We start from the raw sequence: 12,040 nt of genomic DNA, 5'->3' as shown, positions 1-12,040 counted from the left end.
TAAACAGCGTGTGGGCGATTAGGCCTGCACGGTTGTCTGTTTCTGGCTGCCCAGGCCTTCAATGCCGAGTTCCATCACGTCACCGGCCTTGAGGAAGACCTGCGGGTTTTGGCCCATGCCAACACCCGGAGGGGTGCCGGTCGAGATGATGTCGCCCGGTTGCAGGCTCATGAATTGCGACAGGTAATGGATCAGAAACTGCACGCCGTAAACCATCGTCTGGGTGCTGCCATCCTGGTATTTATGACCATTAACCGTCAACCACATCGGCAGGTTCTGCGGGTCTTTGACTTCATCGCGCGTCACCAGATACGGGCCGACCGGGCCGAAGGTATCGGCACTTTTGCCCTTTACCCACTGGCCGGAACGTTCGATCTGGAAGGCGCGTTCGGACAGGTCATTGACCACGCAATAACCGGCCACATGGTCCATCGCATTGGCTTCATCAACATATTTGGCTTCTTTGCCAATGATAACGCCCAGTTCAACTTCCCAGTCGGATTTTTCCGAGCCGCGCGGAATTTCAACAGTGTCGTTCGGGCCGCAAACCGCCGAGGTGGCCTTAAAGAAAATCACCGGCTCCGGCGGCACCTGCATGCCGGTTTCAGCGGCATGGTCGGAATAGTTAAGACCGATGCAAATGAATTTGCCCGGGCGGCCCACACATGCACCAATACGCACATCACCCGACACTTCCGGCAGGCTGGCGGCATCAAGGGCAGCAATTTTATCGAACGTTTCCTGCGAGATGGTCGAAGGATCAAGATCGGCAATCACGCCGGAAAGATCGCGAATGGTGCCACTGGCATCCAAAAGACCGGGCTTTTCCGAACCGACCGGACCATAACGTAACAGTTTCATTGGACTTTATCCCTTTGATTTTTTGCAGATTGGGGCCAAACCCCGTAACCGGACAGACCTTGGACAGACCCTGAATGGATCAGTTTACCCAGCCGCCGTCAATGATGTGAATGGCACCGGTGGTATAGCTTGCCTCGTCGGACGCCAGATAGGTGGCAAGGGCGGCAATTTCGCCGGGCTGACCAATACGGCCAATCGGCTGACGGGCGACAAAGGCCTTGCGGACTTCGTCAAAATCCCCGCCCTGGGAGGCCATGCGCTGCTGCAATGATGGGCTTTCGACCGTGCCCGGGCAAATCGCGTTGCAGCGAATGTTTTGACCGACAAAATCCGCCGCGACCGATTTGGTCATGCCAATGACGGCGGCCTTGGTCGCGCCATAGATAAAGCGCACCGGCACCCCCTTCACTGAGGAGGCCACGGAGGACATATTAACGATGGAGCCACCGCCATTTTCCAGCATGGCGGGCAGCAAGGCGCGCATCATGCGATATTGCGAGCGCACATTCAGGTTAAAGCTGAAATCATAGGCATCTTCATCGCAGTCAAGGATGGTGCCATGATGGACAAAACCCGCGCAGTTAAACAGCACATCCACCGCACCGACCTTTTTGCCAAAGTCGGCAATCGCGGCCCCGTCGGTCACGTCCAGCTTGTGGGTCTCCATGCCCGAAAGGCTTGCCAGGGCCTCTTCATTAATGTCGGTGGCAATCACCGTTGCCCCTTCGGCGCGGAACATTTCCGCCGTTGCGCGGCCAATGCCCTGCCCTGCGGCGGTTACAACGGCCTTTTTGCCTGCCAGTCTTCCTGCCATTTCATTCTCCTGCCTCAATTGCATCTGTGGCGCACCCGGTTTCGGTCAAAGCGGTCAAACCGGCGGGCATCATGCCATGTAAAAAACTTCTTCCATTTCCGCCCACCATTCGCCGTCCTTGCGCGTTGCAAGGGGGGACTGGCACGGGTCGGTCAGTTTCCACCATTCCTGTGTCACCGGGTCCTTGGCGATGTCGGCCATATCGGCCGCAAAATCATCGCCGTCATATTCCAGATGACCAAATAACAGGTCGGCATGCTGGTAAATCACATAATTATGCACGTGATGTTTGCGCAAAGCGTCAATCACGCCGGGCCAGGGTTCGGCATGCAGTTTTTTATATTCGGCCAGTTTTTCCGGCTTTACATGAATGACCATACCAACACGTTTCATTGTGGCCTCGTTTGTGTGACGGTTGCGAAGTTGCCAAAAGGAAAAAGGGGCGGTTGAGTGTGGATCAACCGCCCAAAACCCCGGTGGCGAAGGGTGTGGCGCACCACCGGGAGGGAGCCTGTCAATCCGGGTCTTTTGCAAGTTGATAAAAATGCGTTGCGGTTTTGGCGACGATTTTTTCCACATCCGCCGAAGCAAAGGTGCCCAGCCATTGCCGGGTCATTTTCACCCAGTCGGGATATTCCGCCGCCATTTTCAAAACCGGCCAGTCACTGCCCCACATCAGACGGTCTGCGCCAAAAACGCGGGGCAAATGGTCCAGATAGGGTTTTAAATCATGCAGGCCAGCACCCGATGCCGCCTCCGTCAACAGACCGGAAACCTTGCAATAGACATTTTTAAGCGGGGTGAATTCGCCCATCATCCGTGCCCATTCAACATAACCATCGGGGCCATGAATACCATTGCGGATCTTGGGTTTGGCGGCATGGTCAATCACAATGCGCAAGGCCGGATAACGCCGGGCAAGAATGTGCAAATTCGCCAGATGACAGGGCAAGACCAGCGCGTCAAACGCCAGATTGCGCGCAATCAATGCCTCGAATATCGGCGAGAATTCGGCACGCAGCATCCAGTCGGCATCTTCGATATCCTGGATCATGGGCCGCACGCCGACAAATTTGTCATGCCGGGCAAAGCGGGCAATATCGGCAATCGCGGTTGCCGGATCCTCGAAATCCACCCAGCCGACAACACCGGCAATAAAATCATACGCACTTGCCAGTGACAGCATAAATTCGGTTTCATCAACGGTCGGGGCCGCCTGCACCAAAACGGTGCGGGAAATACCCTGATCGCTTAATATCGGGGCCAGATCATCGGGCAAAAAATCCCGGTACAGCACAGAGATATCCGGCGTGATCCAGCCATAATCATCGCGTTCGATTTTCCAGAAATGCTGATGGGCATCAATCAGCGTCACATCACCAGCCATCAGGATACATCCCCGCCCGCCAGCAAATCTTCGCCCGGTACCGGCACATCGGCGCGTAACAGGCCCTGTTCGCGCAAGTCATGCCACAGGGCAGCCGGTATTTTCAGTTCCGCCCACTCCACCGCCTGTTTGACATGGCGGGGCGAACTGGCACCGGGAATAACCGATGCGACAGCGGGATGCGTAAGCGGAAACTGAAGGGCCGCAGCAGGCAATGGCACGCCATGATCGGTGCAAATCTGCTCGATCTTTTGCGCACGTTCGAGAATATGCTGCGGCGCATCCTCGTAATCATATTTTGCGCCCGGTTTGGGGCCTGTTACCAGAATGCCGGAATTAAACGCCCCGCCGACAACGACGGAGGCATTACGGCGCAAACATTCCGGCAAAAAGCTTTCCTGGGCTTCCTGCTCCAGCAGCGTATAGCGCCCGGCCAGCAGAAACACATCCATATCGGTGGATTTCAGGGCCTCCAGGCAAACTTCCCATTCATTAACCCCCAGGCCATAGGCACGAATCAGCCCGGCCTTTTTAAGCTCGTCCAGCGCCTTTGCCCCGCCTTCCATCGCATCGCGCATCAGGCGCGGATGGGCATCAGCACCATGTGTCAGGCTGCCAATGTCATGGATATAGGCAATATCAATGCGCCGCAGGCCCAGGCGTTGCCAGCTATCCTCGACGGAACGCATCACGGCGTCATAGCTGTAATCGTAAACTTCAACAAAGGGCAGCGCATTGACAAAGGGCCGGTCCTTCGGAATGTCGCCTTCAATGCGCTGCAACAGGCGGCCAACCTTGGTAGAAAGCACATAAGGCTCGCTCTGCTCGCGCAAAAAATCGCCCATGCGCCGTTCGCTGAGGCCATAGCCATAACGCGGCGCGGTATCGAAATAGCGAAATCCGCAATCCCAGGCGGTTTGCAGGGTATCCCGGGCCTGCGCATTATCCAGCGGGCGATACATATTGCCCAGCGGCGCACCACCGAACCCAAGAACACTGACATTTAAACCGGTATTACCAATTTGGCGCTTCTGACGGGCCATGAACCTTATCCTCCCAAACTCGCACTTTTTGCGGCGAAGGGATCGTTTCATATTTAAACCGTCATTTCAATTATATTTTGTTACAAATCGGTTTTCCAACCGGGGCCCCGCCCCAAAAGCCTGGCGAGCCGTCTTGCAACAGCGTGATTTTATCGGGTCACAACACGCCGTGCGATCCGGTCAGGCGGGTAATTTCCTGCGCGGTTTCCACGACAAAGGGCACGGTATCGGCCACCTTGTAGGGGGTGCTGGGGCCGCCAAGATAGGGCACCGTCAGGCTGGCCAGAATTTCCCCGCTTTCGCCCTGCAATACCGGCGCACCCACATCAATAATCCCCACCGTGGCCGTGCTTTGCACCTCGGCATAGCCCCGCGCGCGAATGGCACGCAATTCATATTCCCACACCTCGGCATTGAATGATGCACCCAGGCGTTCGGAAAAATATTCCATCAACGGGGTGCGACGTTCCGGCGACATCCAGGCCAGCAAAACCTTGCCAGACCCGGAATCGGCCAAACTGCGCCGATAGCCCACCCGCACCGAAAAACCAATATCCTCCGGGCTTTCCACCCGGGCAATCACCACCATCTGATCGCGCGAGGGCACGGCAAGATGGCAGGACTGCCCCACCCGGGCCGCCAACCGGCGCATTTGCGGCAAGGCGGCCTCCAGCAGGGTGGAAACCGGCGAAACCTGCATGCCCAGTTCAAACAGATGGTTGGTAATATGAAACAGTTCCGAGCCATCCTTGCGCTCCAGATAGCCCTTTTGCTCCAGCACCGAGAGCATACGGAAAATCTCGCTTTTGGAACGGCCAAGGGCGCTGGCAATCGCGCCCATGCTCATGGGGCGGCGTTCGGCGGCCAGGATTTCCAAAATCTCCAGCCCCTTTTCCAGGGCCGGGGCCTTGTATATGCGTTTGGTTTCGTCGCTCATCTGTTACCCTTGTTCGTCAACTGCCGCAGCTTTTCGCAAAAAACGCCCCTTGCCAAGCCCCAAAATAAATCATATTTAAAACGATATTCCATTTATAAAATTAAACACAGGGAGAAGGCAGAATGTCTGCTGTTATCACAGGGCTTCGGGCCATTGACATCCGTTTTCCAACCTCGCGCCAGCTGGACGGGTCGGATGCGATGAACAAGGACCCGGATTATTCTGCCGCCTATGTCATTATCGACACGGACAATCCCGATCTTTCCGGCCACGGCCTGACCTTTACCATCGGGCGGGGCAACGATATTTGTGTCGCCGCCATCAAGGCCATGTCGCACCTGCTGGTCGGCAAAACGCTGGAGAGCCTGACGGCCAATATGGGCCAGACCTGGCGCGATTTAACCGGCGACAGCCAACTGCGCTGGCTGGGCCCGGACAAAGGTGTGATGCACCTGGCAACCGGGGCAGTCGTTAATGCCATCTGGGATATGTGGGGCAAGGCAGCGGGCAAGCCTGTGTGGCAGCTTGTGGCCGAAATGACACCGGAACAGTTTGTTGATTGTGTTGATTTCCGCTATCTGACCAACGCGCTGACCCGTGACGAGGCCCTGGACATTCTGCGGGCCGCCGAACCGGGTAAACAGGCACGTATTGATGAAATGCGCAACCAGGGCTACCCCGCCTACACCACATCGGCTGGCTGGCTGGGCTATAGCGATGAAAAGCTGCGCCGCCTGTGCCAGGAGGCCATTGATGCGGGTTGGGATTATATCAAGCTCAAGGTCGGGCTGGATGTAGAGGATGACCGCCGCCGCCTTGCCATTGCGCGAGACGTGATTGGCCCGGACCGTAAATTGATGGTCGATGCCAACCAGAACTGGGAAGTTTCCCAGGCCATTTCATGGATGAAACAACTGGCCGAATATGACCCGTGGTTCATCGAGGAACCCACCAGCCCCGACGATATTCTGGGTCACAAACAAATCCGCGAGGGGATTTCCCCCATCCGGGTTGCCACCGGCGAACATTGCCAAAACCGCATCATCTTCAAACAGTTCCTGCAGGCCGATGCAATTGACGTTGTGCAAATCGATAGCTGCCGGGTGGGCGGGGTCAATGAAATCATGGCGATTTTGCTCATGGCAAAAAAATTCAACAAGCCTGTCTGCCCCCATGCGGGTGGTGTGGGCCTGTGCGAATATGTCCAGCATCTGTCGATGATTGATTATATTTGTGTTTCCGCCTCGCTTGATGACCGTGTGCTGGAATATGTAGACCATTTGCACGAACACTTCATCGATCCCTGCATCATCCGCAATGGTCGTTATATCGCACCAACATCCCCCGGTTTCTCGATTACCATGAAACCGCAAAGCATTGTCGATCACACCTTCCCCACTGGTCGTGTCTGGCAGGAAGGCTGAGCCCCCTCTAAAACGGACGCCGCACCGATTGCAGCGTCCGTCATCTTTGCAGGCTGATAACAGCCCTGTCCCTAATCATGCACCCCGGCATGAAGGACCTCGCGCAGCAACTTGATGCGCAATCGTTGCGCATTGCGAATGTGCAAGCGCGCGGCGGCATCGGCTCCGTCGCCATTACCGGCACGGATATTTTCAACAATATCGCGATGCTCGTCATAGGCACTTTGGGGCCTGCCGTCATATTGCAGGGTGGTGCCGCCCAAAAGCGCCATCGCATTCGATAGCGAATTTAACGCATCAATCAGATAGCGGTTATTCCCCATGCGATAAAGCGCCTGGTGAAACATCCGGTTGATCTCGGCCACCTTGATCTGATCATCCCCGCTTTTGAGCATCAGTTCATTTAAATCTTCCAGCTCGGCGATTTCCAGTTCCGAGGCATGACGCGCGGCATAACGCGCTGCCGTTCCCTCCAGAACCTCGCGAATCTCGTAAAGCTCGATCACTTCGCGATGATCCAGTTCCTTGACCACCGCACCCTGGCGCGGCACATGGATCAACAATCCGTCACTTTCCAGCCGCCGGATCGCATCGCGTACCGGAGTGCGGCTGATGTCAAATTTTTCGGCAACTTCCACTTCGCGAATACGGGTTCCGGGCTTGAGTTCCCCATGCTGGATCGCCGCCAAAAGCTTTCGGTAGGCAACCTCGCCACGGGGTTGCCGGTCGTCGGATTCAGAACTCATTCACAGAAACCTTGCGTGTTTTTAGTCGATTTGACCTTGACACATTCCGCACTTGGTTACAACCTTGCACACTCTTGTATACAATAGTATCCAATAAAATACCGGGAAGGTAATGTCCTCGTGAACACTCTTGATAGCCATTACGACATTCTTGTCGCAGGTGGCGGGCAGGCCGGGCTGATTGCCGCCATTGTCGCGGCGGAAAAAGGCGCCAGGGTCTGCCTGCTGGAAGGGGCCCCCAAAAGCCATCGTGGCGGCAATACGCGCCATACCCGCAATTTGCGCCCGCTGCATAACGGCCCCCTGTCGGTGCTGAGCGGCACCTATGACGAAGCCGAATATTGGGACGATTTGATGCGCGTCACCAAAGGCAAGACCAACGAACATCTTGCCCGCCTGACGCTGCGCCAGTCATCGGGCGCGGTTGAATGGCTGGAAGCACGCGGGGTGCAGTTTCAACCGCCGCTGGGCGGCACCCTGCATCTGGGGCGCACCAATGCGTTTTTCATGGGCGGCGGCAAGCAGCTTTTGAACGCGCTTTATCGTCACGCCGCAAAGCTCGACATCGACATTCATTACGATGCAATGGTTTCGGCCGTTGACATGGAAAACGGCCGCTTCAAAAGCCTGCAGGTCGGCGAACGTCGCTTTTATGCAAAGGCCTTTGTTGCTGCTGCGGGCGGGTTTGAAGCCAATATTGAATGGTTAAAGGAGGGCTGGGGCGACATTGCCGAAAATTTCCTGATCCGCGGCACCCCGTATAACCGGGGGGATCTGTTGCGCATTCTGCTGGATCAGGGCGCACAGCAAATTGGTGAAGCCAATCAGTGCCATGCGGTTGCCATTGATGGCCGCGCGCCCAAATTTGATGGCGGCATTTGCACCCGGGTTGATTGCGTGTCGCTGGGCATTGTCGTGAATGAAAATGCCCAGCGTTTTTATGACGAGGGCGAGGATTTCTGGCCCAAACGCTATGCCATCTGGGGCCGCCTGGTGGCCGACCAGCCCAACCAGGTCGCCCATGTCATTATTGACCAAAAGGCCAAAGGCGGCTTTATGCCCCCCGTTTTTCCCGCCACCACGGCCAACACTATTGCCGAACTGGCCGGTAAAATCGGGCTGGACGCGGAAACACTGCAAAAAACCGTGTCGGATTTCAATGAAGCCGTCAAACCGGGCAATTTTGACCATACCAGCCTGGATGGCCTGCATACCGATGGCCTGGATGTGAACAAAACCAACTGGGCCCGCCCGATCGACCAACCGCCCTATAGCGCCTATTCGCTGCGGCCGGGCATCACATTTACCTATTTGGGTGTCGAAGTAACCGACAAAGCCGCGATGAAAATGGCCGATGGCAGCACAAGCCCCAACATTTTTGCCGCTGGCGAAATCATGGCGGGCAATGTGCTGGGCCAGGGGTATCTGGCCGGGATCGGCATGACCATTGGCAATGTATTTGGACGAATTGCAGGAAACGAGGCCGCCGATTATGCGCTCAACCACTAAAACAGCCGAAGCCGCACGGGTGATGTCGATTTGTAACGCCTGTCGTTACTGCGAAGGCCATTGTGCCGTGTTTCAGGCCATGGAATTGCGGCTGGAATTTAATGCCGACACTGTCGATTACCTTGCCAATCTGTGCCACAATTGCGGGGCCTGTTATCATAATTGTCAATATGCCCCGCCCCATGAATTCAACCTGAATGTGCCTGCCGCAATGGCCGAGCTGCGCCAGGAAAATTACGGCGTTTATGCCTGGCCGGGCTTTATGGGCAAACTTTTTGCCCGGAACGGCCTGTGGGTCAGCCTGTTATCGATTGTTGTCATCACCCTGTTTACCGCCCTAACCGCCAGCCTGACGGGCGAAAATTTCTTTGCCCGCCATGACAACGGGTTTTACGGCGTCATTCCCCACAATGTTCTGGCTGGTCTTTTTGGCGCAGTCGGGCTTTTTGTCGCCCTGGCGCTTGTGCTGTCCTGTGTTAAATTCTGGCGCACCATGCAGCTTCCTGCCCCGCACCGGCTCAATTTCCGGCAGGTTTTTCAGGGCATAAAGGATGCCCTGTCGCTTAAATATCTTGATGGTGGCAATGGTCAGGGCTGTTCCTACCCGACTGAAACACCGTCAATGGCGCGGCGCTGGTTTCACCAATTCACATTTTGGGGCTTCATGCTGTGTTTTGCCGCCACCTCGTCGGGCACAATTCTGCATTACGGCTTTGATCTTCCCGCCCCTTACGGCTTTCTCAGCCTGCCCAAACTGTTTGGCATTACTGGCGGGCTGGGTCTGATCATTGGCCCGATTGGTTTGCTGGTCCTTAAGGCCAAGGCAGACCCGATGCCCAAGGGAAAAACCAACAAGGGCATGGATGTCGGTTTTCTGGTTTTGCTGCTTTTAAGTGCGATCACCGGCCTGGCCCTGATGCTTGTGCGCGACACGCCCTATGTCGGGTTTACGCTTTGCCTGCATCTTGGCGTCATCTTGACACTGTTCCTGTCCATGCCCTATGGCAAGTTTGTGCATGGTTTTTACCGGCTGATTGCCCTTGTGGTTTTTGCCGTTGAAAAGAACGACCACAAACCACTGGTGGGAAGCTGCAAAACCAAAAAGGTTTGACAGCCCTGGTTTTGCTTTGGCACGATAAGGCGGTTTCGCAATGTTTTTTCCCTGGCTCGTCCGGGTCAGGGAAAGGCAATGCGAACCCGCAATCCTGTGCCATCTGTCCCGTCTTCCAAGCTTAATTGGGCCTCGTGGGCATCGGCCACCTCCTTGACAATGGCAAGACCCAGCCCGCAACCCTGTTGATTATCGTTATCAAGGCGCACAAACCGGCCCAAAACCCGTTCCCGGTCCTCCGGGGCAATGCCCGGTCCGTTATCTTCCACCTCGATAATCGGGCCGGTGACAGCCCCGCTGCCAATCACGCGCACCGTGATCGCCGATCCCGGCGGGCAATAGATCATGGCATTGTCAATCAGGTTACACAGGGCTTCGTGCAACAACACTTCGTTACCGGTTTCAATCTCGCAATTCATGCCCTCGCTCTGGTCATCAAAACCCAAATCAACCTGATAATGCAAAGCGGCACGCACTTTTTCCGCCGTCACGCCCGATGCAAATTCCAGCAGATTGATCTTCACCAGCGACCCCGCCTTGCGCCCTTCGGGGGAGACACGGGCCAAATTCAAAAGCTGCGATGTCAACCTGGACGTTTCGCGCGTTTGCTGGACAATGCGTTCCAGAGCCTGGCGGTCTTCGTCGCTGTGAATGGTTCGCAGGGCCCATTCCGCCTCCGCCTGCACGGTTGCAAGGGGGGTTCGCAACTGATGCGAGGCATCGGCAATAAAGCGCTGGTTGGCGGTAATTGACCGCTCAAGACGCGCCAGAAGCGCGTTTAGCGAACTGACAACTTCGGTAACTTCCTTGGGCATAACATGACGGATGGGGCGCAGATCATCCGTCGAGCGACGACGAATGGCCTGCTGCAAACGCTGCAAGGGTGCCAGACCGCGCGATACCCCGATCCAGGCAAAAATGCCGCTTAGAAACATCAAAACCAGATAATCGGTCAGCGAGCCTGTAAGTTCGTCATAAATCAGGCTGTCGCGCTGACGGCGCGTCTGGTTGACATCAATCGTCACCCAGCCATGAATGTTCGATGACGGGTCGGAAACCAGATATTTCATGGTCACGGCGCGCACATCTTCGTTGCGATAATGCGCATTGTAAAAATGCGGCACACCCGGCTGTAACACCAGATCTGTCGGCGCACGCGGTAAACCGGTATCCCCTGTCACAAAGGCGCCATCAGGCCCCTGCACCCGATAATAGGTATTTTCGCGGGTGAATTCCTCAAGCAGCAATTCAATATCGCGCGAGAGCAAATCCCCGCGCGATTTAATGGCATGTTCGGAAATTGTCACGGCCAGGGCGACCAACAGGCGATCCTGAATACGGTTTGCGACCTCGCTTACCGAAAGATAGTTCTTGGCCAGCAACCCGGTCCCCATAATCAGGCCCGGCAGCAAAAGCCACAATAACAGTCTGGCGCGCAGCGAAGTGGTTTTAGTGTTATCCGTCATTCGTCAATCATATAACCAAGCCCGCGAATTGTCCGCACGTCCACGCCACTATTGGCGATTTTTTTGCGCAGGCGGCTGATATAAAGCTCTATCGATTTCACACTGGCCTCGTCATCGAAACCAAACAAATGCAGGGCGATTTTTTCCTTGCTGATCACCTGGCTGATATTCAGCAGCAAAACCTCCAGCACGCCACGTTCACGCGGCGTCAAAGAAACCGGCTGGCCTGCCACCGTTACCGACCGGTCAATGGAATTGAAGACCAGTTTTCCCACCGCAATATCCGGGTTTCTAACCCCGACATTGCGCCGCAAAAGGGCGCGCGCACGGGCTTCCAGTTCCGAAAGCTCAAACGGCTTGACCATATAGTCATCCGCCCCGGCATCCAGGCCGGCCACCCGCTCATCCAGGTTGCCCCGGGCTGTCAGTATCAGCACGGGCAAATTGATTTTGCGGATCCGCACGGTTTTCAGAATATCCAGCCCGTCCATCCCTGGCAGGGACAGATCGAGAATCAACAGATCAAATGTTTCCTGAAGAACCAGACGCAAGGCATCTTCGCCGTCGTGAACCAGATCCACAGCGTGTTCCATCTGGCGCATGGCCGCGGCAATCTTGCCTGCCAGAACAAGGTTATCTTCAACGATCAATATACGCATATATGCCCAGTCGCATTGAAAAATGATCCGTAAACTACAAAATTTTAAATGCAGACAGCAAACTGACAGCTTTTATCGACTAA

At 55.6% G+C, this 12,040-nt stretch carries 12 protein-coding genes; 3 read left to right on the top strand and 9 right to left on the bottom strand.

Annotation, left to right across the window (positions count from 1 at the left end; all coding sequences use genetic code 11):
* Window positions 1-18: 18 nt before the first annotated feature.
* The 6 genes from TH25_RS09955 to TH25_RS09930 all read right to left on the bottom strand — a co-directional run bounded on the left by TH25_RS09955 (window position 19) and on the right by TH25_RS09930 (window position 5,042).
* Window positions 19-861, bottom strand: a complete 843-nt coding sequence (locus TH25_RS09955) for a fumarylacetoacetate hydrolase family protein (RefSeq protein WP_114088285.1) — start codon at window positions 859-861, stop codon at window positions 19-21.
* Window positions 862-940: 79 nt separating this feature from the next.
* Window positions 941-1,675: an SDR family oxidoreductase gene (locus tag TH25_RS09950; protein WP_114088284.1), complete on the bottom strand. Its 735-nt coding sequence runs from the start codon at window positions 1,673-1,675 to the stop codon at window positions 941-943.
* 69 nt (window positions 1,676-1,744) lie between these two features.
* On the bottom strand, window positions 1,745-2,068 hold the full coding sequence (locus TH25_RS09945) for an L-rhamnose mutarotase (RefSeq protein ID WP_114088283.1): 324 nt from the start codon (window positions 2,066-2,068) through the stop codon (window positions 1,745-1,747).
* 121 nt (window positions 2,069-2,189) lie between these two features.
* The gene (locus tag TH25_RS09940) at window positions 2,190-3,062 is read right to left on the bottom strand and encodes an amidohydrolase family protein (protein WP_114088282.1); all 873 of its coding nucleotides are present in this window, start codon (window positions 3,060-3,062) and stop codon (window positions 2,190-2,192) included.
* On the bottom strand, window positions 3,062-4,105 hold the full coding sequence (locus TH25_RS09935) for an aldo/keto reductase (RefSeq protein ID WP_114088281.1): 1,044 nt from the start codon (window positions 4,103-4,105) through the stop codon (window positions 3,062-3,064). Before TH25_RS09935 ends, TH25_RS09940 begins: the two co-directional genes overlap by 1 nt.
* Window positions 4,106-4,262: 157 nt before the next feature.
* On the bottom strand, window positions 4,263-5,042 hold the full coding sequence (locus TH25_RS09930; protein WP_114088280.1) for an IclR family transcriptional regulator: 780 nt from the start codon (window positions 5,040-5,042) through the stop codon (window positions 4,263-4,265).
* Window positions 5,043-5,164: 122 nt separating this feature from the next.
* Between TH25_RS09930 and TH25_RS09925 the strand changes: the two genes are divergently transcribed.
* Window positions 5,165-6,466 carry an L-fuconate dehydratase gene (locus TH25_RS09925; protein ID WP_114088279.1) on the top strand — a complete coding sequence of 434 codons (1,302 nt, stop codon included), beginning with the start codon at window positions 5,165-5,167 and terminating at the stop codon, window positions 6,464-6,466.
* A 71-nt stretch (window positions 6,467-6,537) separates the two neighbouring features.
* Here TH25_RS09925 and TH25_RS09920 read toward each other — a convergent pair whose 3' ends face one another.
* Entirely contained in the window at window positions 6,538-7,212 is a 675-nt protein-coding gene (locus TH25_RS09920) for a GntR family transcriptional regulator (RefSeq protein ID WP_114088278.1), read from the bottom strand.
* 120 nt (window positions 7,213-7,332) lie between these two features.
* Between TH25_RS09920 and tcuA the strand changes: the two genes are divergently transcribed.
* Both tcuA and tcuB read left to right on the top strand, forming a co-directional pair.
* Complete coding sequence (gene tcuA, locus TH25_RS09915) at window positions 7,333-8,721, top strand: FAD-dependent tricarballylate dehydrogenase TcuA (RefSeq protein WP_114088277.1); 1,389 nt, start codon at window positions 7,333-7,335, stop codon at window positions 8,719-8,721.
* Window positions 8,705-9,832: a tricarballylate utilization 4Fe-4S protein TcuB gene (gene tcuB / locus TH25_RS09910; protein ID WP_114088276.1), complete on the top strand. Its 1,128-nt coding sequence runs from the start codon at window positions 8,705-8,707 to the stop codon at window positions 9,830-9,832. Before tcuA ends, tcuB begins: the two co-directional genes overlap by 17 nt.
* A gap of 65 nt (window positions 9,833-9,897) precedes the next feature.
* On the opposite strand, the gene TH25_RS09905 is transcribed toward tcuB, so the two are convergent.
* Both TH25_RS09905 and TH25_RS09900 read right to left on the bottom strand, forming a co-directional pair.
* Window positions 9,898-11,298, bottom strand: a complete 1,401-nt coding sequence (locus TH25_RS09905; RefSeq protein WP_114088275.1) for a sensor histidine kinase — start codon at window positions 11,296-11,298, stop codon at window positions 9,898-9,900.
* Window positions 11,295-11,957, bottom strand: a complete 663-nt coding sequence (locus tag TH25_RS09900) for a response regulator (protein ID WP_114088274.1) — start codon at window positions 11,955-11,957, stop codon at window positions 11,295-11,297. The genes TH25_RS09905 and TH25_RS09900 overlap by 4 nt, the downstream gene beginning before the upstream one ends.
* Between the last annotated feature and the right edge of the window lie 83 nt (window positions 11,958-12,040).

Source organism: Thalassospira profundimaris (assembly GCF_003326755.1).
In the GTDB taxonomy this organism is placed as follows: domain Bacteria; phylum Pseudomonadota; class Alphaproteobacteria; order Rhodospirillales; family Thalassospiraceae; genus Thalassospira; species Thalassospira profundimaris_B.
Note: the sequence above shows the minus strand (reverse complement) of the source record. Positions and strands in the feature narration are given on the sequence as shown.